Source organism: Saccharibacillus sacchari DSM 19268, from assembly GCF_000585395.1.
GTDB lineage: Bacteria > Bacillota > Bacilli > Paenibacillales > Paenibacillaceae > Saccharibacillus > Saccharibacillus sacchari.
Genome location: NZ_KK073875.1, coordinates 6014063 through 6038296, shown reverse-complemented (window position 1 = coordinate 6038296; position 24234 = coordinate 6014063). Strand labels below are relative to the sequence as shown.

General features: G+C 50.1%; 41 protein-coding genes. 39 read left to right on the top strand and 2 right to left on the bottom strand.

Annotated elements, in window-relative coordinates:
- Positions 1-60 precede the first annotated feature (60 nt).
- The 34 genes from rpsJ (at position 61) to rpsI (ending at position 17299) form a co-directional block, all read left to right on the top strand.
- Complete coding sequence (rpsJ, locus tag SACSAC_RS26455; RefSeq protein WP_037291586.1) at positions 61-369, top strand: 30S ribosomal protein S10; 309 nt, start codon at positions 61-63, stop codon at positions 367-369.
- 39 nt (positions 370-408) lie between these two features.
- Positions 409-1032: a 50S ribosomal protein L3 gene (gene rplC, locus SACSAC_RS26450; RefSeq protein ID WP_037291583.1), complete on the top strand. Its 624-nt coding sequence runs from the start codon at positions 409-411 to the stop codon at positions 1030-1032.
- A gap of 30 nt (positions 1033-1062) precedes the next feature.
- On the top strand, positions 1063-1686 hold the full coding sequence (rplD, locus tag SACSAC_RS26445; RefSeq protein ID WP_037291581.1) for a 50S ribosomal protein L4: 624 nt from the start codon (positions 1063-1065) through the stop codon (positions 1684-1686).
- Positions 1686-1979, top strand: coding sequence for a 50S ribosomal protein L23 (rplW, locus tag SACSAC_RS26440; RefSeq protein ID WP_037291580.1), 294 nt, complete (start codon positions 1686-1688; stop codon positions 1977-1979). The genes rplD and rplW overlap by 1 nt, the downstream gene beginning before the upstream one ends.
- Positions 1980-1993: 14 nt before the next feature.
- Positions 1994-2824, top strand: coding sequence for a 50S ribosomal protein L2 (gene rplB / locus SACSAC_RS26435; protein ID WP_037291579.1), 831 nt, complete (start codon positions 1994-1996; stop codon positions 2822-2824).
- Positions 2825-2894: 70 nt separating this feature from the next.
- Positions 2895-3173, top strand: coding sequence for a 30S ribosomal protein S19 (rpsS, locus tag SACSAC_RS26430; RefSeq protein ID WP_037291578.1), 279 nt, complete (start codon positions 2895-2897; stop codon positions 3171-3173).
- Positions 3174-3213: 40 nt separating this feature from the next.
- Positions 3214-3546 carry a 50S ribosomal protein L22 gene (rplV, locus tag SACSAC_RS26425; RefSeq protein WP_037291577.1) on the top strand — a complete coding sequence of 111 codons (333 nt, stop codon included), beginning with the start codon at positions 3214-3216 and terminating at the stop codon, positions 3544-3546.
- Between the two features lie 12 nt (positions 3547-3558).
- The gene (gene rpsC, locus SACSAC_RS26420) at positions 3559-4224 is read left to right on the top strand and encodes a 30S ribosomal protein S3 (protein WP_037291573.1); all 666 of its coding nucleotides are present in this window, start codon (positions 3559-3561) and stop codon (positions 4222-4224) included.
- 2 nt (positions 4225-4226) lie between these two features.
- The gene (gene rplP, locus SACSAC_RS26415; protein WP_037291571.1) at positions 4227-4661 is read left to right on the top strand and encodes a 50S ribosomal protein L16; all 435 of its coding nucleotides are present in this window, start codon (positions 4227-4229) and stop codon (positions 4659-4661) included.
- Entirely contained in the window at positions 4651-4851 is a 201-nt protein-coding gene (rpmC, locus tag SACSAC_RS26410) for a 50S ribosomal protein L29 (RefSeq protein ID WP_018978360.1), read from the top strand. The genes rplP and rpmC overlap by 11 nt, the downstream gene beginning before the upstream one ends.
- Before the next feature lie 55 nt (positions 4852-4906).
- On the top strand, positions 4907-5173 hold the full coding sequence (rpsQ, locus tag SACSAC_RS26405) for a 30S ribosomal protein S17 (RefSeq protein WP_037291570.1): 267 nt from the start codon (positions 4907-4909) through the stop codon (positions 5171-5173).
- 36 nt (positions 5174-5209) lie between these two features.
- Positions 5210-5578, top strand: a complete 369-nt coding sequence (gene rplN / locus SACSAC_RS26400) for a 50S ribosomal protein L14 (RefSeq protein ID WP_018978358.1) — start codon at positions 5210-5212, stop codon at positions 5576-5578.
- A 58-nt stretch (positions 5579-5636) separates the two neighbouring features.
- A complete protein-coding gene (rplX, locus tag SACSAC_RS26395) occupies positions 5637-5993 on the top strand; it encodes a 50S ribosomal protein L24 (protein ID WP_051507433.1) in 357 nt (118 codons plus the stop codon).
- Between the two features lie 32 nt (positions 5994-6025).
- Positions 6026-6568: a 50S ribosomal protein L5 gene (rplE, locus tag SACSAC_RS26390; RefSeq protein ID WP_037291566.1), complete on the top strand. Its 543-nt coding sequence runs from the start codon at positions 6026-6028 to the stop codon at positions 6566-6568.
- A gap of 71 nt (positions 6569-6639) precedes the next feature.
- On the top strand, positions 6640-6825 hold the full coding sequence (locus SACSAC_RS26385) for a type Z 30S ribosomal protein S14 (protein WP_037291562.1): 186 nt from the start codon (positions 6640-6642) through the stop codon (positions 6823-6825).
- A 32-nt stretch (positions 6826-6857) separates the two neighbouring features.
- On the top strand, positions 6858-7256 hold the full coding sequence (gene rpsH, locus SACSAC_RS26380) for a 30S ribosomal protein S8 (RefSeq protein ID WP_037291559.1): 399 nt from the start codon (positions 6858-6860) through the stop codon (positions 7254-7256).
- 31 nt (positions 7257-7287) lie between these two features.
- Positions 7288-7830 carry a 50S ribosomal protein L6 gene (gene rplF / locus SACSAC_RS26375; RefSeq protein ID WP_037291557.1) on the top strand — a complete coding sequence of 181 codons (543 nt, stop codon included), beginning with the start codon at positions 7288-7290 and terminating at the stop codon, positions 7828-7830.
- Between the two features lie 79 nt (positions 7831-7909).
- On the top strand, positions 7910-8278 hold the full coding sequence (gene rplR / locus SACSAC_RS26370; protein WP_037291555.1) for a 50S ribosomal protein L18: 369 nt from the start codon (positions 7910-7912) through the stop codon (positions 8276-8278).
- Between the two features lie 23 nt (positions 8279-8301).
- Positions 8302-8802, top strand: a complete 501-nt coding sequence (gene rpsE / locus SACSAC_RS26365) for a 30S ribosomal protein S5 (protein ID WP_037291553.1) — start codon at positions 8302-8304, stop codon at positions 8800-8802.
- A gap of 13 nt (positions 8803-8815) precedes the next feature.
- A complete protein-coding gene (rpmD, locus tag SACSAC_RS26360) occupies positions 8816-9001 on the top strand; it encodes a 50S ribosomal protein L30 (protein WP_037291550.1) in 186 nt (61 codons plus the stop codon).
- Between the two features lie 58 nt (positions 9002-9059).
- Complete coding sequence (gene rplO, locus SACSAC_RS26355; protein ID WP_037291547.1) at positions 9060-9500, top strand: 50S ribosomal protein L15; 441 nt, start codon at positions 9060-9062, stop codon at positions 9498-9500.
- The gene (secY, locus tag SACSAC_RS26350; protein ID WP_037291545.1) at positions 9500-10798 is read left to right on the top strand and encodes a preprotein translocase subunit SecY; all 1299 of its coding nucleotides are present in this window, start codon (positions 9500-9502) and stop codon (positions 10796-10798) included. Before rplO ends, secY begins: the two co-directional genes overlap by 1 nt.
- A gap of 89 nt (positions 10799-10887) precedes the next feature.
- Positions 10888-11532, top strand: coding sequence for an adenylate kinase (locus tag SACSAC_RS26345; RefSeq protein ID WP_037291542.1), 645 nt, complete (start codon positions 10888-10890; stop codon positions 11530-11532).
- Positions 11533-11537: 5 nt separating this feature from the next.
- Positions 11538-12290 (top strand): type I methionyl aminopeptidase, encoded by a 753-nt coding sequence (gene map, locus SACSAC_RS26340; RefSeq protein ID WP_037291540.1) that lies wholly within the window; start codon positions 11538-11540, stop codon positions 12288-12290.
- 9 nt (positions 12291-12299) lie between these two features.
- Entirely contained in the window at positions 12300-12608 is a 309-nt protein-coding gene (locus tag SACSAC_RS26335) for a KOW domain-containing RNA-binding protein (RefSeq protein ID WP_037291538.1), read from the top strand.
- A gap of 2 nt (positions 12609-12610) precedes the next feature.
- On the top strand, positions 12611-12826 hold the full coding sequence (gene infA, locus SACSAC_RS26330) for a translation initiation factor IF-1 (protein WP_018978345.1): 216 nt from the start codon (positions 12611-12613) through the stop codon (positions 12824-12826).
- 109 nt (positions 12827-12935) lie between these two features.
- Positions 12936-13049: a 50S ribosomal protein L36 gene (rpmJ, locus tag SACSAC_RS26325; protein WP_037291536.1), complete on the top strand. Its 114-nt coding sequence runs from the start codon at positions 12936-12938 to the stop codon at positions 13047-13049.
- Between the two features lie 21 nt (positions 13050-13070).
- On the top strand, positions 13071-13439 hold the full coding sequence (rpsM, locus tag SACSAC_RS26320) for a 30S ribosomal protein S13 (RefSeq protein WP_037291532.1): 369 nt from the start codon (positions 13071-13073) through the stop codon (positions 13437-13439).
- A gap of 19 nt (positions 13440-13458) precedes the next feature.
- Positions 13459-13854, top strand: a complete 396-nt coding sequence (gene rpsK / locus SACSAC_RS26315; RefSeq protein ID WP_037291530.1) for a 30S ribosomal protein S11 — start codon at positions 13459-13461, stop codon at positions 13852-13854.
- Positions 13855-13924: 70 nt separating this feature from the next.
- Positions 13925-14869, top strand: a complete 945-nt coding sequence (locus tag SACSAC_RS26310) for a DNA-directed RNA polymerase subunit alpha (protein ID WP_037291528.1) — start codon at positions 13925-13927, stop codon at positions 14867-14869.
- A 33-nt stretch (positions 14870-14902) separates the two neighbouring features.
- A complete protein-coding gene (gene rplQ, locus SACSAC_RS26305; protein ID WP_037291525.1) occupies positions 14903-15268 on the top strand; it encodes a 50S ribosomal protein L17 in 366 nt (121 codons plus the stop codon).
- Between the two features lie 137 nt (positions 15269-15405).
- On the top strand, positions 15406-16191 hold the full coding sequence (gene truA / locus SACSAC_RS26300; protein WP_037291523.1) for a tRNA pseudouridine(38-40) synthase TruA: 786 nt from the start codon (positions 15406-15408) through the stop codon (positions 16189-16191).
- Between the two features lie 258 nt (positions 16192-16449).
- The gene (gene rplM / locus SACSAC_RS26295) at positions 16450-16887 is read left to right on the top strand and encodes a 50S ribosomal protein L13 (protein ID WP_018978339.1); all 438 of its coding nucleotides are present in this window, start codon (positions 16450-16452) and stop codon (positions 16885-16887) included.
- Positions 16888-16906: 19 nt separating this feature from the next.
- Entirely contained in the window at positions 16907-17299 is a 393-nt protein-coding gene (gene rpsI, locus SACSAC_RS26290) for a 30S ribosomal protein S9 (RefSeq protein ID WP_037291520.1), read from the top strand.
- Between the two features lie 149 nt (positions 17300-17448).
- Here rpsI and SACSAC_RS26285 read toward each other — a convergent pair whose 3' ends face one another.
- A complete protein-coding gene (locus tag SACSAC_RS26285; RefSeq protein WP_037291518.1) occupies positions 17449-19203 on the bottom strand; it encodes a methyl-accepting chemotaxis protein in 1755 nt (584 codons plus the stop codon).
- A gap of 379 nt (positions 19204-19582) precedes the next feature.
- Here SACSAC_RS26285 and SACSAC_RS26280 point away from each other — a divergent pair, with 379 nt between their 5' ends.
- The 5 genes from SACSAC_RS26280 (at position 19583) to SACSAC_RS26260 (ending at position 23780) form a co-directional block, all read left to right on the top strand.
- Positions 19583-20275: a phosphoadenylyl-sulfate reductase gene (locus SACSAC_RS26280; RefSeq protein WP_037291515.1), complete on the top strand. Its 693-nt coding sequence runs from the start codon at positions 19583-19585 to the stop codon at positions 20273-20275.
- Between the two features lie 54 nt (positions 20276-20329).
- A complete protein-coding gene (sat, locus tag SACSAC_RS26275; protein WP_037291513.1) occupies positions 20330-21499 on the top strand; it encodes a sulfate adenylyltransferase in 1170 nt (389 codons plus the stop codon).
- Positions 21500-21622: 123 nt separating this feature from the next.
- Positions 21623-22759 (top strand): Mrp/NBP35 family ATP-binding protein, encoded by a 1137-nt coding sequence (locus SACSAC_RS26270; RefSeq protein ID WP_037291511.1) that lies wholly within the window; start codon positions 21623-21625, stop codon positions 22757-22759.
- A 14-nt stretch (positions 22760-22773) separates the two neighbouring features.
- Positions 22774-23394: a stage II sporulation protein M gene (locus SACSAC_RS26265; RefSeq protein WP_211251352.1), complete on the top strand. Its 621-nt coding sequence runs from the start codon at positions 22774-22776 to the stop codon at positions 23392-23394.
- Positions 23395-23552: 158 nt separating this feature from the next.
- Entirely contained in the window at positions 23553-23780 is a 228-nt protein-coding gene (locus tag SACSAC_RS26260) for a hypothetical protein (protein ID WP_037291510.1), read from the top strand.
- Between the two features lie 224 nt (positions 23781-24004).
- Here the strand turns inward: SACSAC_RS26260 and SACSAC_RS28330 are convergent.
- Positions 24005-24234: hypothetical protein (locus tag SACSAC_RS28330; protein WP_211251351.1), on the bottom strand; the 230-nt coding region annotated here is incomplete at its 5' end.

Below are 24234 nucleotides of genomic sequence, written 5' to 3'. Positions count from 1 at the left end.
GGAAAATTTTCGCGGAGTATGTCCGATACCAAATTGGGCGATAGAAGGAGGGAATTTGAAATGGCAAAGCAAAAAATCCGTATTCGTTTGAAAGCATATGATCACAGAGTTTTGGATCAATCTGCTGAGAAAATTGTTGAAACAGCAAAGCGTTCGGGTGCCGGTGTTTCCGGACCAATCCCGCTGCCGACTGAAAAACAAATCATTACCATTCTCCGTGCGGTGCACAAATACAAGGATTCGCGTGAGCAATTCGAACAACGCACACACAAGCGTTTGATCGACATCGTGAACCCAACTCCACAAACTGTGGATGCTCTGATGCGTCTGGACTTGCCGTCCGGCGTCGATATCGAAATCAAATTGTAAGAATCCTGAATAAGGACATAAATGAAAAGAGGTGTCAACATGACTGGTATCTTAGGGAAAAAACTGGGTATGACCCAAGTGTTCACCGCTGAAGGTAACGTCGTTCCTGTAACGGTTATCGAAGCAGGCCCATGTGTGGTTCTGCAGAAGAAAGACCTGGAAAATGACGGTTATGAAGCGGTACAAATCGGTTTCGCGGACAAGAAAGCTAGCCGCTCCAACAAACCGGCGGCAGGTCACGCTAAAAAAGCGGACACTGCACCTAAGCGCTACATTCGCGAACTTCGCGGTGTTGACCTCGCTAACTACGAGGTTGGACAAGTGCTTAAAGCGGACGTGTTTGCCGAAGGACAATTCGTCGACGTAAGCGGCGTATCCAAAGGTAAAGGCTTCGCTGGTAGTATCAAGCGTTGGGGACAAAGCCGCGGACCAATGTCGCACGGCTCGCGTTACCACCGCAGACCGGGTTCGATGGGTTCCATCCAGGCTAACCGTGTACCGAAAGGTAAACGCCTGCCAGGACACATGGGCCATGACTCGATCACTGTTCAAAACCTCGAAATCGTAAGAGTCGATGCGGAACGTAACGTGCTGCTGGTTAAAGGCTCCATTCCGGGTCCTAAAAACGGCTTCGTTAAAGTTCGCGAATCGGTGAAGAAATAATAAATCCTTAGCAGAAAGGAGGAACATGAAATGCCTACAGTAAAAGTATTCAATATCGAAGGTAGCGAAGTTGGAGAAATCGAACTTAGCGATTCCGTGTTCGGTATTAATCCTAACGGACATGTGCTCCACCAAGCGGTCGTGATGCAACAAGCATCGCTTCGCTCCGGTACGCACAAAGTCAAAGGACGTTCGGAAGTTCGTGGCGGCGGTCGTAAACCTTGGAAACAAAAAGGTACAGGACGTGCTCGTCAAGGTTCCATCCGTTCTCCACAATGGAGAGGCGGCGGTATCGTCTTCGGACCAACTCCGCGCAGCTACTCTTTCAAACTGCCTAAAAAAGTTCGTCGTCTGGCGATCAAATCGGCACTGTCTTCGAAAGTCATCGCAAACGAAATTATCGTTTTGGATGCACTGAGCCTGAACGCTCCGAAGACAAAAGAATTCGCGGGTATCCTGAGCAAATTGAACGTAGACCGTAAAGCCCTGGTAGTGGCTCCGGAATATGATAACAACGTGGCTCTGTCCGCTCGTAACATCCCTGGCGTGAAATTCGTTCAAGCCGACGGCATTAATGTTCTTGACGTGCTCGTGCATGATAAGTTGATCATCACGAAGGACGCAGTACAGAAGGTACAGGAGGTATTCGCATAATGAAAGATCCTCGCGACCTTATCAAACGCCCGATTATTACGGAGCGTACAGCTGAAGCAATGAGTCAGTCGAAATACGTATTTGAAGTGCAAATGAGCGCTAACAAAACGGAAGTGAAAAAGGCAGTAGAATCGATCTTCGGCGTGAAAGTGCTGAAAGTCAACGTTCAACGCGTTCCGGCTAAACCGAAACGTTACGGCCGTCATTCCGGTTATACAAGCGAGTGGAAGAAAGCGATCGTGACGCTGACTCCAGAAAGCAAATCGCTCGAATTCTTTGAATCTGCAGAGTAAGGAGGGAAACTAACGTGCCAATCAAAAAGTACAAACCAACATCCCCGGCCCGCCGCGCAATGAGCGTGTCGACGTTCGAAGAAATCACAACGAATCAGCCGGAGAAATCGTTGCTCGCGCCGCTCTTCAAAAAAGCGGGTCGCAACAACCAGGGTAAAATTACAGTTCGTCACCATGGCGGCGGACACAAACGTAAATACCGTATTATCGACTTTAAGCGTACCAAAGATGGAATTCCAGGCCACGTTGCTACAATCGAATACGATCCGAACCGGACTTCGAATATCGCATTGATCAACTACGCGGACGGCGAGAAACGCTACATCATCGCGCCTAAGGGTCTGAAAGTCGGCGATACCATCTACTCTGGTCCTGGATCGGACATTAAGATCGGTAACGCAATGCCACTGGAAAACATTCCGGTAGGTACAGTTATCCACAACATTGAGTTGAAACCAGGTAAAGGCGGCCAATTGGTTCGCGCAGCTGGCACAGAAGCTCAACTGTTGGGTAAAGAAGAGCGTTACGTATCGATCCGTCTGTCTTCGGGCGAAGTTCGTCGCGTATTGAAAGTTTGCCGCGCTACAATCGGTTCGGTAGGCAACCAAGACCACGAGCTCGTGAAGATCGGTAAAGCAGGACGTAACCGTTGGTTGGGCAACCGCCCTCAAGTCCGCGGCGTAGTCATGAACCCTAACGATCACCCACACGGTGGTGGTGAAGGCCGTGCTCCAATCGGACGTAAGTCCCCGCTGTCTCCATGGGGCAAGCCAACACTTGGTTACAAAACACGCAAGAAAAACAAATCTTCGGATCAATACATCATCCGTCGCCGCACGAAGTAATGCGCTTATCCCGCATTGCTTCGCCGGTTAGGATCATGGAACAAGCCAGCTGAAGGGAGGACTACAATCGATGACACGCAGTCTTAAAAAAGGCCCTTTCATTGACGGATACCTGCTCAAAAAGGTAGAAGTTCTGAATGAAACCGAAAAGAAAGTCGTTATCAAAACTTGGTCTAGACGTTCCACGATTTTCCCGCAATTCATCGGACACACTTTCGCCGTTTATGACGGTCGCAAACATGTACCGGTTTATGTAACGGAAGATATGGTTGGACACAAACTGGGTGAGTTCGCGCCGACGCGTACTTACAAAGGCCACGCAGCTGACGACAAGAAAACAAGACGCTAAACGGACCTTACATTAAAGTCCGAAGGGAGGTTATGATAGCATGGAAGCACAAGCGCACTTGAAGTATTCCCGCATCTCGCCGCGTAAAGCCCAATTGGTCGCTGACCTGATTCGCGGCAAACACGTAGGTGAAGCAATCGCGATTCTGCGCCACACTCCGAAAGCGGCATCCCCGATTTTGGAAAAGTTGCTGAACTCGGCAATCGCTAACGCAGAACACAACCACTCGCTGGACGTGAGCAAGCTGGTTATCTCGCAAGTTTACGTAAACCAAGGACCGACTTTGAAACGTTTCCGCCCTCGGGCAATGGGACGCGCAAGCCGGATCAATAAACGCACCAGCCACATCACTTTGGCTGTATCCGAAAAGTAAGGAGGGACAACTGTGGGACAAAAAGTAAATCCGGTCGGACTCCGCGTAGGAATCATCCGTGACTGGGAATCCAAATGGTATGCTGGTAAAGACTTCGGTACGTTGTTGATCGAAGACGTGAAGATTCGCGAATATCTGAAAGCTAAGCTTAAAGAATCCGCTGTCTCCAAGATCGAGATCGAACGTGCAGCTAACCGTGTAAACGTAACGATCCATACGGCGAAGCCGGGTATGGTTATCGGACGTGGCGGTGCGGAAGTTGAAGTACTGCGTGGCGAAATCACTAAGATTTCGAACGGCAAAAAAGTACACATCAACATCGCAGAAATCAAAAACCAAGAACTGGACGCTATTCTGGTTGCCGAAAGCATTGCACAACAATTGGAACGTCGCGTATCGTTCCGTCGTGCTCTGAAACAATCGATGCAACGCACAATGCGTGCAGGCGCTAAAGGAATTAAAACTGCAGTTAGTGGACGTCTGGGCGGCGCTGAAATCGCGCGTTCGGAAGGCTACAGCGAAGGAACTGTTCCACTTCATACCCTGCGTGCCGACATCGACTACGGTACAGCTGAAGCGCACACGACTTACGGTCGTATCGGCGTTAAAGTATGGATCTATCGTGGAGAAGTTCTTCCTCCAGCTAAGAAACAAGCTGCTCAGGAAGGAGGCAACTAATCATGTTGGTACCTAAACGTGTAAAACACCGTAAACAGCAACGCGGCAGCATGGCCGGTCGTGCTAAAGGCGGTACTGAACTGAACTTCGGCGAATTCGGCCTGCAAGCGACTGAACCTTCGTGGATCACGAACCGTCAGATCGAAGCAGCGCGTATCGCTATGACCCGTTACATCAAACGGGGCGGTAAAGTCTGGATCAAAATTTTCCCGGACAAGCCGATTACTCAAAAGCCTCTCGAGGTTCGGATGGGTAGCGGTAAAGGTAACGTTGAGAAATGGGTAGCGGTTGTAAAACCGGGCAAGATCATGTTTGAACTTGCTGGCGTTTCGGAAGAAATCGCTCGTGAAGCAATGCGCCTCGCTTCTCACAAACTGCCTGTTAAAACTAAGTTTGTGAAACGTGAAGAATTGGGTGGTGAAGCAAATGAAGGCTAAGGAACTGCGTGACCTGACTACTGCCGAAATCGAACAGAAGGTCTCCGGATTTAAAGAAGAACTCTTTAATCTGCGCTTTCAGCTCGCTACCGGTCAGCTCGATAACCCTACACGCATCAGCGTAGTCCGCAAGGAAATCGCTCGTGCCAAAACGGTTCTGCGTCAAAGAGAACTCGGAATTACTTCTTAATTCCTTTGAACCCTCGGGTATAATATAAGTCCTTTATTCAGGAAGGAGGCTAACCATGACCGAAGAACGCAACTCGCGTAAAACGTTGGTGGGTAAAGTCGTAAGCGACAAAATGGACAAGACGATCGTAGTTGTTGTAGAAACTTACAAAAAACACGAGCTCTACCACAAACGCATCAAGTCGACGAAAAAATTCAAAGCGCATGATGAGAACAACGAAGCGAAAATCGGCGATACAGTAAGAATCGTTGAAACCCGCCCGCTGTCCAAAGACAAGCGTTGGAGACTGGCTGCAGTTACTGAAAAAGCAATCATCATCTAATGAACGATAAGCTCGTCCGAAAGGAGGACATTCATAATGATTCAACCATTTACACGTTTGGCTGTAGCTGATAACTCCGGTGCGAAGGAACTGATGTGTATCCGCGTACTTGGTGGTACGGGACGTCGTACAGCTAACATCGGTGACCTGATCGTTTGCTCGGTAAAACAAGCAACACCAGGGGGCGTTGTCAAAAAAGGCGACGTAGTTAAAGCAGTAGTTGTTCGCACGAAGCGTTCGGTACGTCGTAAAGACGGATCGTACATCGCATTCGACGAAAACGCAGCGGTAGTCGTAAAAGACGATCGTGGACCACGCGGTACACGTATCTTCGGACCAGTTGCTCGTGAACTTCGCGACAAGGATTTCATGAAAATCGTTTCCTTGGCACCGGAAGTTATCTAATATAATGCACGATTTTCTTAATGGTCGATCGACCTTTAAGTCATAGGAGGTGTACCTGATGGCAAGAGTGAAAAAAGTTCTGGAATCCCACAACAACAAACTTCACGTGAAAAAAGACGATGTCGTTATCGTGATCAGCGGTAAAGACAAAGGCAAAAAAGCGCGCGTAATCGCTGCTTATCCTCGTGAAAACCGCGTGTTGGTCGAAGGCGTGAACATGGTGAAAAAACACCAGAAGCCAAGCCAAGCGAACCCGCAAGGCGGAATCGTGGAACAAGAAGCTTCGATCCACGTGTCGAACGTGATGCACGTTGACCCGAAAGACGGCGGCAAAGTAACCCGCGTAGGTTACAAAACGCTGGACAACGGCAAAAAAGTGCGCGTTGCGAAACGGTCCGGAGAAGTTATCGAATAATCCCATTTTTACGGAAAGGAGGTTCATCCTTCATGGTAACAAGACTTAAAGAACGTTATTTGAACGAAAGCACTCCTGCTCTGATGCAGAAGTTTGGCTACTCTTCGATCATGCAGGTTCCGAAGCTGGAGAAAGTTGTCATCAACATGGGTGTCGGCGAAGCCGTATCCAACTCCAAAGTTCTCGATACTGCCGTAGCTGAACTGGAGCAGATCGCAGGCCAAAAGCCTGTTATCACTCGTGCAAAAAAATCGATCGCAGGTTTCAAGCTGCGTGAAGATATGCCGATCGGAACTAAGGTTACACTGCGCGGCGAGCGTATGTACCAGTTCCTCGACAAACTGTTCAACGTATCGCTTCCACGCGTACGCGACTTCCAAGGTGTATCCAACAAAGCCTTCGACGGCCGCGGCAACTACACACTGGGTCTGAAAGAACAACTGATCTTCCCTGAAATCCAATACGATCAAGTGGACAAGGTCCGCGGTATGGATATCGTTATCGTTACGACAGCAAAAACAGACGAAGAGGGCCGCGAACTGCTTGCAGGTCTCGGAATGCCTTTCGCAAAATAATATCGGCCAGTATCTAGGGCCATGATCTATGACCCTGTTCTCCCGAAAAATCCAGGAGGTGTCAGGCTAAAGTGGCAAAAACTTCGATGAAAGTTAAACAGCAACGTACACCGAAATTCAAAGTGCGTGCATACACGCGCTGCGAACGTTGCGGTCGTCCACACTCGGTGCTGCAAAAGTTTAAAATCTGCCGTATTTGCTTCCGCGAATTGGCTCATAAAGGTCAGATTCCTGGCGTTAAAAAAGCAAGCTGGTAATTACCGCATAACAAGGAAGGAGGTTCACACACATGACTATGTCCGATCCGATTGCTGATATGCTTACACGTATTCGTAACGCGAACGTGGTACGTCACGAGAAAGTCGAAATGCCGGCTTCCGCGATGAAAAAGCAAATTGCCGAGATCCTGAAGCGCGAAGGTTTTATCCGCGACGCGGAATTCGTACAGGATAACAAACAAGGCATCATTCGTATTTTCCTGAAATACGGTCAAAACAATGAGCGCGTTATTACTGGTCTGAAAAGAATCAGTAAGCCGGGTCTGCGCGTGTACACGAAGAGCAACGAAGTTCCTCGCGTACTGGGCGGCCTGGGTATCGCGATTATCTCCACGTCTAAGGGAGTTATGACCGACAAAGAAGCTCGTCAAGCGAAAGCTGGCGGCGAAGTAATCTGCTACGTTTGGTAATTACGTCAGAACACAAGGAGGTGCAATAACTATGTCTCGTATTGGTCGCAAACCAATCGAAGTACCGGGCGGCGTTGAAGTAACGCTTAACAACACTGCGATTACAGTCAAAGGCCCTAAAGGTACTCTCACTCGTGAACTTCATAAAGACATGAAGGTAACGGTGGAAGGTAACACAATTACGGTAGAACGTCCTTCCGACAACAAAGAGCATCGTTCCCTTCACGGAACGACACGCAGCGTTGTCAGCAACATGGTAAGCGGCGTAACGGAAGGTTTCTCCAAGTCGCTTGAATTGGTCGGGGTCGGATACCGTGCCAGCAAGTCCGGAGAGAAGATCGTCCTGAACGTAGGCTATTCCCACCCGGTCGAAATCACGCCGGAATCGGGCATCGAGTTCGAAGTTCCTTCGAACACGAAAATCATCGTTCGCGGAATTGACAAGGAGCGCGTAGGCGCTTATGCTGCTCAAATCCGTAAAGTACGCGAACCGGAACCTTACAAAGGTAAAGGTATCAAGTATGAAGGCGAACGCATCATCCGTAAGGAAGGTAAAGCCGGCAAGAAAAAATAAGCCGCTTTCCTTCGCATTACCCTTAGCTTGCTCATGTGAAGCTGCTTAATAAGCAGATTGGGAAGGAGTGAAAGTACTCATGATTACCAAAGGTGATAAAAATAAAGCTCGCTTGAAAAGACACTTGCGTGTACGCAAGAAAATTCAAGGTACGGTTGAGCGCCCTCGTCTGAACGTATACCGTTCGGATAAGCACATCTATGCCCAGTTGATCGACGACGTAAACGGTGTTACTATCGTTTCGGCATCGACTATGGACAAAGATCTGAAAAGCGAGATCACAAACGGCGGCAACGTTGAAGCTGCTGCTAAAGTTGGCACACTGGTTGCAAACCGCGCTAAGGAAAAAGGTCATACCGTTGTCGTCTTCGACCGCGGAGGATACCTCTACCATGGACGGATTCAAGCACTGGCTGACGCAGCTCGCGAAGCTGGACTCGAATTCTAAAACGAAAAAAGGAGGTTAACGACTTGCGTGTAGATATGAGCACTGTAGGAGAACTGACGGAGCGCGTTGTACACATCAACCGCGTAGCTAAAGTTGTAAAAGGCGGACGCCGTTTCAGCTTCAGCGCACTGGTTGTCGTAGGCGACGGACAAGGCAACGTTGGAGCAGGCATCGGTAAAGCCGGCGAAGTTCCGGATGCGATCCGTAAAGGCATCGAAGATGCCAAGAAAAACTTGATCCACGTTCCTCTCGTTGGAACAACGATCACTCACCTGGTTACCGGTAAATTCGGAGCGGGCAGCGTATTGCTGAAACCGGCATCCGAAGGTACTGGCGTTATCGCTGGCGGTCCGGTACGTGCTGTACTGGAACTTGCAGGCGTAGGCGACATTTTGACAAAATCCCTGGGTTCTTCGAACTCCATGAACATGGTCAATGCGACTTTGGAAGGATTGTCCCGCTTGAAGCGTGCCGAAGATGTGGCTAAGCTTCGTGGTAAATCCGTCGAAGAACTGAGAGGCTAAGGAGGGAACAACAATGGCTAAATTGGAAATTACCCTCGTACGCAGCCTGATCGGACGTCCGAAAAACCAACGCACGACTGTAAACACATTGGGTCTGCGTAAAACGAACCAAGTTGTCGTCCAAAACGACAACGCTGCGATTCGCGGTATGGTTAACCAAGTCAAGCACTTGGTTTCCGTAAAAGAAATCGAAGCTTAAAAACAATCGCTCCGCAAGGAGCGAAACAATAGAATGAATCAAGGAGGTGCAACGAACGATGAAGTTACATGAGCTTTCTCCTGCTCCGGGTTCGACTAAAGAGCGGAAGCGCATCGGTCGCGGTACGAGTAGCGGTACGGGTAAAACAGCCGGACGCGGTCATAAAGGCCAAAACTCCCGCTCCGGCGGCGGTGTTCGTCCAGGCTTCGAAGGCGGTCAAAACCCATTGTATCGTCGTTTGCCAAAACGCGGTTTTGTTAACCCAACCCGCAAAGAATATGCCATCGTCAACATCGAAGAACTGAACAACTTTGCAGAAAACACAGAAGTCACTCCTGAGCTGCTGAAGGAACAAGGTATCGTTAAAGATACGAAGAGCGGTATCAAGATCCTCGGCAATGGCGACGTGACGGTGAAACTGACTGTCAAAGCAAATAAGTTCTCTCAATCTGCGGTGGAGAAAATCGAGGCTGCCGGCGGTAAAACCGAGGTGATCTAATGTTCAACACCCTGAAGAATATATGGAAGGTCGAAGACCTCCGTAAACGGATCCTGTTTACGTTGATGGTTCTGGTGATCTACCGTATCGGTACGTTCATCCCGGTTCCGGGCGTTAACACGGACGTACTACAGTCGGCTAACGAAGCCGGCAGCCAGTTGATGGGTCTGCTGAACACCTTCTCCGGAGGGGCGCTTCTGCAGTTCTCGATCTTCGCGCTCAGTATCTACCCGTACGTTACGGCATCGATCATCGTACAGCTGCTGTCGATGGATGTCATTCCGAAGTTCACCGAGTGGTCTAAACAAGGTGAGCACGGTAAGAAAAAGCTGGCGCAGATCACCCGATACGGCACCATAGTTCTGGGTTTGGTTCAGGCGTTCGCTACAGCGATCGGTTTCAACCGCATTTATAATGCGGAAATGATTCCGAACGCTACGACCGTCGACTATATTCTGATTGCAATTGTCTTGACCGCGGGTACTTCCCTCCTGATGTGGCTGGGTGAGCAAATCACGGAAAAAGGCATTGGCAACGGGATTTCGATTCTCATCTTTGCCGGGATCGTCGCAAACATTCCTGGTTATATCTCGACGACGGCTCAATCCGATTTCATCGTGGACGGTCAAACGTTCTTGAACGCAATGAAAACCGTGATTATCCTGCTCGTCTTGATTATGATCATTATCGGTGTTATCTTCATTCAGCAAGGGATCCGGAAAGTTCCGGTTCAATATGCGAAGCGGGTAGTCGGTAACAAAATGTACGGCGGTCAAAACACTCACATCCCGTTGAAAGTCAACGCTGCGGGTGTCATCCCGGTAATCTTCGCCGTATCTCTGCTGCAGTTCCCGGTTATTTTGGCAAACTTCTGGTCTACTTATCAGTGGGCACAGTGGGTACAAGAAAACCTGAACTACAGTCAGCCGCTGGGCATGGTGCTTTACGCAATCATGATTATCGGCTTCACGTTCTTCTACACCTTCGTGCAGATTAATCCGCAGCAGATGGCGGAGAACATGAAGAAAAACGGCGGTTACATTCCTGGAGTTCGTCCGGGTAAAGCGACTGAGAAGTACATTACTCGCGTAATGTCGCGTCTCACGGTTACCGGTGCGGTATTCCTGACTGTAATTTCTCTGCTGCCGATCGCGTTCGGTTCGCTTTCGGGTCTTCCTCAGTCGGTTCAAATCGGCGGCACTTCGCTGCTGATCGTCGTCGGGGTTGCCTTGGATACGATGAAGACGATTGAAAGTCAGCTGATTAAACGGCATTATAAAGGTTTTATCAATAAATAGCTCAGGTTCCGGACGGGTCCGACTCCATGCGCTCGCCCGGCGCCTTTTGTGCGGTTAGGCATGGGTAAGACGTAAGGAGTGGACATCACGTGAACATTCTATTCATGGGGCCTCCCGGGGCAGGTAAAGGAACACAGGCGCAGGTCATCGTCGATGCATTCGGCCTTCCTCATATTTCGACAGGCGATGCTTTTCGCTTGGCGATCAAAGAAGGAACCCCGATCGGGGTCAAGGCAAAAGAATACATCGACCAGGGCCTGCTCGTACCGGATGACGTAACGAACGGTATCGTCCGCGAACGGCTCAGTCAGCCGGATTGCGAAAAAGGTTTCTTGCTCGACGGATTTCCGAGAACTCTGCTGCAGGCCGAAGCATTGGATGCTCTTTTGCTCGAATCTGGCCGTAAGCTTGATCATGTTGTTAATCTGAACGTGGACCCGGAGAAGCTTCTTGTCCGGATTACGGGGCGTCGAATCTGCAAAACTTGCGGAACGACTTACCATGTAGTCTTCAACCCGCCAAAGCAGGAAGGCGTGTGCGACAAAGACGGCGGCGAACTCTACCAACGTCCGGATGACAACGAAGAGAGCGTACGCACTCGGCTTGATGAGTATACAAGCAAAACGGCGCCTCTGATCGATTACTATGCAAACAAAGGCTTGCTGCGGCAGATCGACGGAGACCAGGAGATCGGTACGGTATCGGAAGGTATCCTATCCGTACTGCGAGGTTAACTGTAATGATCATTTGCAAGTCCGAAACGGAGCTCGGCTTTATGAGAGAAGCGGGACGGATTGTGGCTGAGACTCACCGTGTATTGGCAAAAGCAATCAAGCCGGGCGTTACGACGGCCGAGCTCGATGCGCTTGCTGATGCGACCATCCGCAGCCAGGATGCGGTGCCGTCTTTCAAAGGCTATAATGGTTTTCCGGCTAGCATATGTGCTTCGATCAACGACCAGTTGGTACACGGATTCCCCAGTGAGCGCAAGCTTCGGGAAGGCGATATCATCTCCATCGATATCGGTGCGCAATATCGGGGCTACCACGGCGATTCCGCCTGGACTTACCCGGTAGGGCAAATTTCCGAGCAAGCTCAGCGATTGCTGGACGTTACGGAAGCCGCCCTGTACGCAGGACTGGCTCTTGTGAAGCCGGATGTGCGTCTGTTTACCATTTCGCATGCGATTCAGCGACATATCGAAGAGTCCGGAATGTCGGTAGTTAGGGAATATGTCGGTCACGGCATTGGCAGGGACCTTCATGAGGAACCTAACGTCCCGAATTACGGCATCGAGGGCCGCGGTCCGTTGCTTAAATCCGGCATGGCGCTGGCAATCGAACCGATGGCCATTCTCGGCGGAAGACAACTTCGGACGCTTGAGGATAATTGGACCGTCGTGACGGTAGACGGCTCATTGTGCGCTCATTTCGAGCACACGGTGGCAGTTACGCAAAACGGATTGGAAATTTTCACAAAATTGAGCGCGTAGGTGATAAACTTGAAAAAGGAACATCCCCTGCAGATCGGTCAACTCGTGAAGATCCGGAAAGGCCGCGATGCCGGGCAGGCGGCGGTGGTCGTAAGACTTGACGAGGAGCAGGGTATTTGGATCGCGGATGGACACAAACGCAGGTTTGATCGTCCGAAGAAGAAAAATCCGCTTCATCTCGAGTCTCAAATGACGATCAGCAGCGAAGTAGTAAACAGTTTGCAGGAGAGCGGAAGGGTCACGAATGCCAAGCTGCGTCATGCAGTGAACGTATTTTTGGAATCCGACGCACACAATGCTAAGCAGAAAGGAGAATGATTATGGCCAAGGAAGATGTCATTGAAATCGAAGGCGTGGTTATCGAACCATTGCCGAATGCGATGTTCAAGGTGGAACTCGAGAACGGTCATCAAATTCTCGCTCACGTTTCCGGAAAGCTGCGCATGCACTTTATCCGTATTCTGACGGGAGACAAAGTGGTCGTACAGTTATCGCCTTACGATCTGACTCGCGGCCGTATCACTTATCGCAAGTAAGGATACGTCGCTTTTTGGATATACAACGTTCTAGTGCGGGTAGCGTTTGCGGCCTTGCCGGCACGTTCCAGGCACGATCAAACCGAATGCTTTTGAGGAGGTAATAATCATGAAGGTTAGACCGTCGGTCAAACCAATGTGCGAAAAATGCAAAGTCATTCGTCGCAAAGGGAATGTCATGGTAATCTGCGAAAATCCGAAACACAAACAAAAACAAGGATAAATTAGAAGGGGGTGTAGCGTAATGGCTCGTATTGCTGGTGTAGACTTACCACGTGACAAACGCGTTGAGATCGCCTTGACTTATATCTTCGGGATTGGAAAAACAACGTCCCAAAAAATCCTGAGCCAAACAGGAATCAGCCCGAACACTCGTGTTCGCGATCTGACTGAGGATGAAGTAAACAAGCTGCGTGAATCGATTGACGCTAATGAAAAAGTTGAGGGCGATCTTCGTCGCGAAATCTCGCTGAACATCAAACGTCTGATCGAGATCGGATCTTATCGCGGTGTACGTCATCGTCGCGGATTGCCGGTACGCGGACAACGTACGAAAACGAATGCTCGTACTCGTAAAGGTCCTCGTCGTACTGTAGCGAACAAGAAGAAGTAAGAAAGGGGGATAACTGACAATGGCTAAACCGAAAAAAGTCGTACGTACGAAACGTCGCGACCGTAAAAATATCGAATCCGGCGTGGCACATATTCGTTCCACGTTTAACAATACGATTGTAACGATTACGGATCCGCACGGAAACGCGATCTCCTGGGCAAGCTCGGGCGGTCTCGGTTTCAGAGGTTCGCGTAAATCGACTCCATTCGCTGCTCAGCTGGCTGCCGAAACAGCTGCTAAAGCTGCTATGGAGCACGGTCTGAAAACTGTTGAAGTTATGGTTAAAGGTCCTGGCGCAGGTCGTGAAGCGGCTATCCGCTCCCTGCAAGCGACAGGTCTGGAAATCAACCTGATCAAGGACGTAACACCGGTTCCTCACAACGGATGCCGTCCTCCTAAGCGTCGCCGCGTATAGTAATCATAAGCATTGTGCATTCAGTATGCTTTGTTTCACGGAAGCGACGTTTTGAAGGAGGGGTATTGTAGTGATAGAAATCGAAAAGCCGAAAATCGAGACCGTCGAGATCAATGACGGAGGCACGTACGGAAAGTTTGTCGTTGAGCCTCTGGAACGTGGATACGGTACGACGCTTGGAAACTCGCTTCGTCGCATCCTGCTGTCGTCGCTTCCCGGCGCGGCGGTAACTTCGGTCCAAATTGACGGCGTTCTGCACGAATTCTCGACGATCCCCGGCGTTACGGAAGACGTAACGGAAATCATTCTGAATCTGAAAGCTCTGTCGCTGAAGATTCATTCCGATGAAGAAAAGGTACTGGAAATCGACGCGGAAGGCGAAGGCCTTGTAACGGCTGGAGACATCCGCGCTGATAGTGATGTGGAGATCCTTAACCCGGATCTGCACATCGCCACTCTGGCACCGGGATCTAGACTGCACGTGCGTATCTTCGCAGGCCGCGGCCGCGGATATGTTCAGTCCGTCAAAAATAAACGTGACGATCAGCCGATCGGTGTCATTCCGATTGATTCGATCTACACTCCGATTTCCCGCGTAAACTACGCCGTGGAAAACACTCGGGTTGGACAAGTCACGAACTATGACAAGCTGACGCTTGAAGTCTGGACAGATGGCAGCATTCGTCCGGAAGAAGCGGTTAGTCTTGGCGCCAAAATTTTGACCGAGCACGTGCTGCTCTTCGTAGGTCTGACCGACGAAGCTCGCGACGCGGAAATCATGGTCGAAAAAGAAGAAGACAAGAAGGAAAAAGTGTTGGAGATGACGATCGAAGAACTCGATCTCTCCGTGCGTTCCTATAACTGTCTGAAGCGTGCCGGTATCAATACGGTACAAGAGCTGACTACGAAGTCGGAAGAAGACATGATGAAGGTTCGCAACCTGGGCCGCAAGTCTTTGGAAGAAGTTCAAGAAAAGCTCGAAGAGCTTGGACTCGGTCTTCGTCAGGAAGACTAAGAACGAAGAGCATTATGTGAAGGAGGGAAAAACATGGCATACCAAAAGTTGGGACGTAACTCCAGCGCTCGTAAAGCATTGCTTCGCGACCTGGTAACCGACCTGTTCCTGTACGAGCGTATCGAAACGACGGAAGCGAAGGCTAAAGAAGCTCGCTCTATCGCTGAAAAACTGATCACCCTTTCCAAACGCGGAGATCTGCATGCACGCCGCCAAGTGGCTGCATACGTTCGTCGCGAGACGGTTGACGGTGAAAAAGACGCTATCCAAAAGCTGTTCGCTGATCTGGCACCGCGCTACGCGGATCGTCCAGGCGGCTACACGCGCATCCTTAAACTGGGAGCACGCCGCGGCGACGCAGCACCTATGGTTTACCTGGAATTGGTTGACCGCGCCTAGTTGCCGGTTTAACGGTTCGGGGCAGGGGTAACCCTACCATCAGGATTCCCGAGAAACGTATGCCGCCTGTTTAAGGCGGCAGAGCCGTTTCTTTTTTTTTGAACTCAGGACGCAGTGAAGACATGGAGGTGATCCCTTTGCGCAACTTATGCATGACCCTCGCCTACGACGGTACGAATTATCACGGCTTTCAGACCCAACCTGCCGGAAAGACCGTACAGGATGAACTTGAAGCCTCTATACTGGCGCTGACCGGCGACAAGCCTAAGATCATTGCTTCGGGTCGTACGGATTCGGGTGTACATGCTTACGCTCAGGTATTCAACTTCCATACGTCTTCGCTGATCCCTGCGGATCGCTGGCCGCTTGCGCTAAATGCCCGATTGCCTCAGGATATCGTCGTGACCCGTTCTTGGGAGGTGCCTTTGGAATTCAACTCCCGGCATGCGGCCAAGCGTAAGACGTATCGCTATACGATTAACGCGAACCGCTACCCGGATGTGTTTCAGCGGCATATGCAGTTCCATCATCCCGCGCCGCAGCTCAATATCGAAGCGATGCGCGAGGGATTGCAACACTTGGTAGGCACATACGACTTTACGTCGTTTGCCTCTAGGTACTCCCAAAAGACCAATCACGTACGAACGCTCCTTGAAGCACGGATCGAAGTGGATACCACAACCTGCCGGCCGGGAACGGCCGATCAGGGGTTTATCCATATTTTCCTGACCGGAACCGGCTTTCTGCAGCATATGGTCCGTATCATTACGGGAACGCTGCTACAGGTGGGAGAAGGCAAGCGTGCACCGGAAGATATGAAGACGATTTTGTTGGCTTGCGACCGCGTAGCGGCAGGACCGACCGCAGTGGGGAAAGGTCTCGCGCTCTGGAACGTCGATTATGGCGAACTTTTGCCCGAGTAACCGAAAGTTCTTTGGGGAATTGCTTGAAAATGTATTGCAGTTTAACCGGCTATCATGTAGAATAAAAGTTGTGTTTTCTTGAAGGCTTCCCACGGCCCCCAATCAAGAAAAACGCATCGAATCATTTTGATTTAACTTTATCTATCCATGATCGCAAACATAAATCGTTCCGGCAGCCCCGGATCTTAGCCCGGCGGCATGGAACGTTCTGACACCCAAAAAGAATTTATTGCAAAGATTAGAAGGAGGAACTTATTCATGCGTACTACCTACATGGCTAAGCCGAGCGAAGTTGAGCGCAACTGGCACATCATCGACGCCGAAGGCAAAACGCTGGGCCGCTTGGCTAGCGAAGCTGCTGCCCTCATCCGCGGCAAGCACAAAACACAATTCACTCCTCACGTAGACGGCGGCGACTTCGTTGTTGTCATCAACGTTGAGAAAATTCACCTGACAGGCAACAAGCTGCAGGACAAGAAATACTACCGTCACTCGATGCACCCAGGTGGTTTGAAAGTCACTAGCGCAGGCGAAATGATCAAAAACAAACCAGCACGCATCTTGGAACTTGCCGTAGCCGGCATGCTTCCTAAGACTCGTATGGGCGACAGAATGAAACTCAGACTTAAAGCGTATGCCGGAGCAGAGCATCCACATGCAGCACAAAAACCGGAAGTTTACGAACTTCGCGGCTAAATAAAAGGAGGACCCTTTCATGGCAAATGTACAATACTATGGGACTGGTCGTCGTAAACATTCGGTAGCTCGTGTTCGCCTTGTACCGGGTGAAGGACGCATCGTCATCAACAAACGTGAAATCGACGAATACTTTGGTCTGGAGACGCTCAAACTGATCGTCAACCAACCGCTGAACCTGACTGAAACTGTTGGCAAGTACGATGTAATCGTACTGGCACACGGCGGTGGCACTTCGGGCCAAGCCGGCGCTATCCGTCACGGTATCTCGCGCGCACTGCTTAAAGCAGATCCAGAACTGCGCGGTTCGCTGAAAAAAGCGGGCTTCCTGACTCGTGACCCACGTATGAAGGAACGCAAAAAGTATGGCCTCAAAGCCGCTCGTCGCGCTCCACAGTTCTCGAAACGTTAATCCTTTTGGGATATGCAAACAGCCTGTTTCCGATTTATTCGGAAGCAGGCTGTTTTTTGTTGTAATCAAATAAGCCCTTTACTTCTGACTTTGATGTGATTAGACACCTGGAGTCAGGAAGCAGAGGGCCGTTAGTTTGAGCGTTGCTGTTATAATTCAAACTTGGTGAGGGTTCGTTCCAGGCTGGAAGTGCTTTGCTCGAGGGACTTGGTCGTTTCGGCAATCGTTTTTGAAGCCTCTAATTGTTGGAGCGATAGGTCTTGTAAGGAGACGGTATAGTCTGCGGTGGTCTTCGAGATCGTAGAGATCTGCTCGACTGAAGCGGACACTTCCTCTGAGCCGGCCAGAATTTGCTGGGCAGAAGCAGAGATTTCTTCCATATGAACGCTTATATCGTTGAATCGTGTAACCGTATGTTCAAACAATGCGCTAACTTGCGTAGAAAGCTCGCTGCTCTTTTGAATTTCTGTGCTTTCTTGAGTCATTCGCTCTCCAATGGTGGCTGTTTCCTGGCTGATCTTGGACAAAAGATCGACGACGTGTGAGGCGGAGGTGGAAGATAATCCGGCCAGCTTACGAATTTCACCTGCTACGATAGCGAATCCTGCACCTTGCTCTCCTGCCCGAGCAGCTTCGATCGAAGCATTTAAGGCAAGCAAGTTCGTTTGATCTGCGATATTGGTAATTGCCTGAAGGACAGGGCCCACTTCATTCATATAAAAATGGAGGGTTTGTACCGAGGCGGAAGTATGGCCGACCAACTGCGACATTTCCGTAATCTGCTTTTGCAGCCCATCCATTGAAGATTTACCTTGGGTTGCGGCATCCAGAACTTCCATCGAAGCATTGGATACATTGGCCGAGGAGTGAGTTACCCGTTCGATCGCGGACGTAATCTCCTGCATCGATCTTGCACAGTCTTCCGCGCCTGCATATTGATTGTTGGCTTCAACCGTGAGTGCGGCAGCAGACTGATTTAACTCGTTATTCATATGAAGTAGAAGATTCGCCTCGGAAGTGAAGCGATGTGAGGATTGGACTAAAGTTTGCGTCGTCTCCTGCATGTCTCGCATCACATCACCCAGTGTTACGCCTAATCGCGCACTCATTTTAACCATCGCCTCATAGGTCTGCCCAATTTCGTCTTTAGAAGGCTTGCCTACCGTACTCAAGACCTGGTTGGCTTTGCCGATCTCTCCGTCTGCGATAGCCTGGGCTCCCCTTACGATGATGCCGAGTGGCTTTATAGCCCGATACAAGAACATAACAATCACAGTAAAGATAATTAGGGTGATGCCTGCCATGAGGATATAAAATAAGAAGCTGCTATCGATGAATTGATTAGATATCTGATTGGCGACACTGACGTCCGTATCGATTCCCAGTACCCCGATCATCGCCCCGGAGGCATCTCGGATCGGAACGTAGGCTGAAATATAACTTCCGTATTCAGGATGAACAATGATCCCCGTACTGGCCGTTTCACCTTTTAACAGCTTCTCGATCGCTTCTTCAGGGATGTCGGTAACTTCGCCGATTGGCGATGCGCTATCCGAATCTACGGGCTGCCCGTCAACAATAAGGAGGGGTTGCTTCTCCTCATTGATGCTCACCGTATAGACATACATCGCGCCGATTTCGCTTCGATACGTATTGAGCTGGTCGCGAAGCTGCCAATACTGATCGTTTTCCGCCGTATCGGACAAATAAGACTTGTACTGTTCGGCATCAAATTGTGTGGCAAAAGCTTCAGCCATTTTCATATTGAAGCTGCTGATGGTGTACTCGCTCGCTTTTTTGACATTTTCATTTTGCATGTAAACGAATGTGGTGAAGAGAATTGCCAAAACAAGAAAGATAATGATGGATAGCTTTACCGCGAGTTTCTTGGTGATTAGGGACATGAGTGCCACCTTCCTGAATTTTCTGAGTTCATTGTACTATGCTTTATGCATTTTGTGAGAAAAGAGTTAACAGGCAAGCAAAATAATTCTTTTGAAATATATAACAACCTATATGCCAAAAAAGTTTTTCTCATTTTGAAATAAAGATTGATTGTTCACGTGGAAAGTTTTATACTTATAAATAATTCAGATTAGAATAGTTGGTTTTATACGCTAAAGGATCGTAACCAGTATCTTTAGCGTTGACAAAGCACCAGGTGTCTCCCGACCGTTTCGCTACTATCACTTCCCGACCGGCCACACTCCTTTTCGCTGCTGCCTTGCGAGATGCTTTATTTTATTCAATCAATTCGCCATTCAGAGATGGAGGGTCTTTACGATGAATTTGCTGGAAAAAGAAGAGTTTGCCCGTATCAAAGCCGAAGAGTTGGAACATTTGAGCGCCGAGGAAGTTGTTCGTTTTGCCGCGCAGCAGTATTCGAGCCTGACTTTTGCATGCAGCTTCGGTGCCGAGGACGTTGTGATCGTCGACATGCTGCAGCATATCAGCCCGTCTACCGATATCTTTTACCTGGACACCGACTTTCATTTCCAAGAGACGTATGACACCCGCGATCGGATGGTTGACCGTTACGGCCTGGACTTCGTGCGCGTCGCCCCGTTAATTACTCCCGAAGAGCAAGCCGAGAAGCATGCTCCCGAGTTATGGACGTCCGATCCCAACCTGTGCTGCAATATCCGCAAGGTTGAGCCGCTCACTCGCAATCTGTCCCGCTACGATGCCTGGATTACCGGTATTCGCCGTGATCAAGCCCCGACGCGCGCCAATTCGAAAAAAGTCGAGTACGATTACAAATTCGGCCTCATGAAGTTCAATCCGCTCGCGGACTGGACTAGCGAAGACGTGTGGAAGTATATCCGCGACAATGACGTTATTTATAACCCCCTGCATGACCGCAACTTCCCGAGCATTGGCTGCGAACAGTGCACCCGCCAGGTTATGCCCGGAGAAGATCCGCGCGCGGGACGCTGGTCGGGCAACGACAAGACCGAGTGCGGCCTGCATAAGTAAAGGAAGCCTGTCATTTAAACGATCAACCATTCAATAAAGGAGCGACTGCCGATTATGACTTCCATCAAGCCGCACGGCGGCACTTTGATTAACCGTCTCGCTGAAGGTCAAGAACGTGAAGCTCTGCTTACCGAAGCGAAAGGACTGCGCCATATCCCGATCAATGCCTGGGTGCTGTCCGATCTTGACTTGATTGCCGTAGGTGCCTTTTCCCCGCTGACCGGGTTCTTGAACGAAGAAGACTACCATAGCGTAGTAAGCAAGATGCGCCTGGCAGACGGTACCGTGTGGAGCATTCCGATCACTCTGCCGCTGGAAGGCGCAGACGCTTCGCTTACAGGCGAGCGTGTGGCGCTTGTGGGAGAGAATGACGGCGTTGTATATGCGATTCTTCATGTAGAGAGTGTCTACACGATTGATCGCAATATTGAAGCGGTGAACGTTTTTAAAACGGACGATCCCGAGCATCCCGGCGTGAAAAAGTTGTTCGAGCGTCCTTTGGAGCGAATCGGCGGATCGGTGCAGGTGCTTAATCGTCCGCAGCCGGAGCGTTTTAACGAGTTTTACTTCGATCCGTCCGAGACGAGAAAGCAATTTGCGGAAAAAGGGTGGAAAACCGTCGTCGGTTTCCAAACCCGCAACCCGGTACACCGTGCGCACGAGTATATTCAAAAGTCTGCTCTCGAAACGGTAGACGCGCTGTTCCTCAACCCGCTTGTAGGCGAGACGAAGTCGGATGACGTTCCGGCAGACATTCGCATGCGCAGCTACCTCGTTCTGTTGGAGAACTACTATCCTGCGGCGCGGACGTTCCTTGGCGTATTCCCGGCGGCGATGCGCTATGCCGGTCCGCGGGAAGCCATTTTCCATGCGATCGTCCGTAAAAATTATGGTTGCACCCACTTTATAGTCGGACGCGACCATGCCGGGGTAGGCGATTACTACGGTACGTATGAGGCGCAGGAGATCTTCTCCAACTTCCAACCGGAAGAACTGGAGATCACGCCGCTCTTTTTCGAACACAGCTTCTTCTGCACGCATTGCGGCAATATGGCGACAAGCAAAACCTGCCCGCACGGCAAAGAAAAGCATCTCACCCTGTCGGGAACCAAAGTACGTGCACTGCTTCGCGGAGGAGAATGCCCGCCGCCGGAGTTCACGCGCCCGGAAGTGGCTGAAGTGTTGATCGAAGGTATGCGCGACCGGGTGGCCGAGCAAGTTTAAAGCAAGAGGGTTCATTCCATTAAGCACCGAACCGTGTTCCTCATTGAGGAGCGGTTCGGTGTTTTTGTTTCATGTATAATGGGGAGGAGATTTCCCGTAAGAGAGGGAGAGAGGATGAATAGCATGGTAACGAGAGAAGAAGTTGTAGAAGCGCTTGAAGCGGTGATGGACCCTGTTTACCGTGTACGTTTATCCGACCTGCGGTTGATCCGCGACGTCGTGATTCGGGATGAAAAAGTGTCCCTTAGCGTCGTATGCCTGCAATCTGGAGAAGAAGTCCGTCAGGGCTTGGAGACACAGATTCGCTCCGTTTTGCAATCGCTTGCCGTCGAAGATGTTCGAATCCGTTTCAAAGAAGCCACGGAGATGGAGAAAGAACGCAGTCTGGCTATCATTGAAGATAACCGGACGGATCGCGATGCCATGGAACATGACGATGACCCGGTATTGGTAAAAGGTCACGCGGCGGGCTTGGAGGATCTTCCGATATTAAGTCCCGACTCGCCGACTACGTTCATCTCCATTGCGAGCGGCAAGGGCGGCGTGGGCAAATCGACTGTAGCGGTTAACCTGGCTGTGGCTTTGGCGCGCGAAGGCAAAAAGGTAGGTTTGATCGATGCGGACATCTATGGCTTTAGCGTGCCCGACATGATGGGAATCGAGGAAGGACCTGAGGTCGTCGACGGTCTTTTGTATCCCGTGGAGCGTTTTGGCGTGAAAGTTATGTCGATGGGCTTCTTTATCCGTGAAAATAATCCAGTTGTATGGCGGGGGCCTTTATTGGGGAGAATGTTGAGACAGTTCTTCGAGGAGACGGATTGGGGCGAACTGGACTACATGCTGCTGGATCTGCCTCCGGGAACCGGGGATGTTGCGCTGGACGTGCATCAGATGCTGCCTCAGAGCAAACAGATCATCGTTACGACGCCTCACGGAACCGCCGCGTTCGTCGCGGCCCGTGCGGGAGCCATGGGTTTGCAAACCGGTCATGAGATCCTGGGCGTCGTAGAAAATATGGCGTATTACGAGAAAAACGGAGAGCGAGATTACATATTCGGACGCGGAGGAGGCGGGCGGTTGGCCGAGACGCTGCATACCGGACTGTTGGGACAAATTCCGCTCGGCGTTCCGGATAATCATATCTCGGAGCCTGATTTCTCTCCTTCCGTATATAAGGCAGAAACGGAAACGGGCGGCATGTACGGAGAAATGGCGCGTTCGGTCATTGAAAAAACGTCGGCAGGCGGGAATGCGCAATAACAAGGAGGTCTAGCATGAAGATGCTGTCGTTCGTGAGCTTTATCAAAGGATTGGCTCAGAATAAAGGGTATATGCTGGCAGCGACGGTGTTGTTCATCGCAGGAATTGCCATGGGTGCGATTTGGGCGGATGATCTTCAGCGTCTGCTCCTTTCGCAGCTTCAGGGGTTGCAGACTGTGTCACAATCGCTGGAGGAGTCGGATAACGTCGAGTTGAGCTTCTTCACCTTTATCTTTTTCAACAACTCTATAAAAGCAGTACTCGTTATGCTGTTCGGTGCTTTTTTGGGATTGGCGCCTTTTGGTTTCTTATTGCTGAACGGCATGGTATTAGGCTTCGTGGTGGAAGTCGCCCGAAGACAGGGCCAAGACATGGGAGAGTTGATCTTCCAAGGGTTGCTTCCTCACGGTATTATCGAGCTGCCTGCGATTGTGATTGCCTGCGGTTACGGACTGCGATTCGGCGGACTGGTGATCGGAAGCCTCTTTAGTCTCGGGAGTTCAAAAAGGGATCAGCTTGCGCTTCGATGGGAGACGGCGATGAAGCAGATGCTCGGCGCTGCCGTATGGATCGTCATCTTGTTGTTCGTAGCGGCTGTTATAGAGAGTACGCTGACCTACCATCTTCTTCGTTAGCGTATGGCGTCAGAGCGTCTCTATTGATTAGGCATAGAGTTGAATCTAATAGGTTTTGTAAACTTTTACGCACCGAAGAGTTATCCCTGCTTCATTTTGGGTTAAATCAAAGTTGAACTGGTAATTCAATGTTGATGAAGCCGGAAGGAGGGACAGTAATGCTCGGAATGATGTTCAACGAGATGGAGTGCAAGGAATTTGGCTACGTGCTGCGCAAAGAGTTGGACGAGATGTTGTTCGACTTGAGCGATAAGCGCCTGGATCAAAATATGCGGGAGTCCATTTCTAAACGATACCAAACGATCTTTCAAATGTATGCGAGAGTTGCGCCTCCCAAGGAGCTATCTAAGTATGTGCGGGATAAGCGGCATAGCGGCGAGCGCTAACTCTTGCACAAGATGATGCTAAAACGAGAAAAGCGGTCGGGACCCCCGTGCCGCTTTTGCTATATTCTAAAAGAAAGAAGGGACGGACGAATGCTTTGTGAAAAACCGTAAATGTTTATCGAAAAAAGTGTTGACTTGCTATATTGCTTCGTGGTAAATTATTAATCGGCTCTTCGAGAGACGGCCATCACAACAAGTCGAAAAACAAGTGCTGAAAAAGAATTTTAAAAAAGTGCTTGACGAACTGCTTGGAACTGTGATAGGATATAAAAGTCGCCGCTGAGATAAACGGCGCCGAACGAAAGAAACAAATGAACACGGTTTGCTCCTTGAAAACTGAACAGTAAGTGAGTCGCGATGATGAAGATCATCGTGAGAATATAGATTCTTGAGCAATCAAGAATCGCCAACGTTTTAAACGAGCACATCGTGCTTTCTTTTAAACGGCGACTTC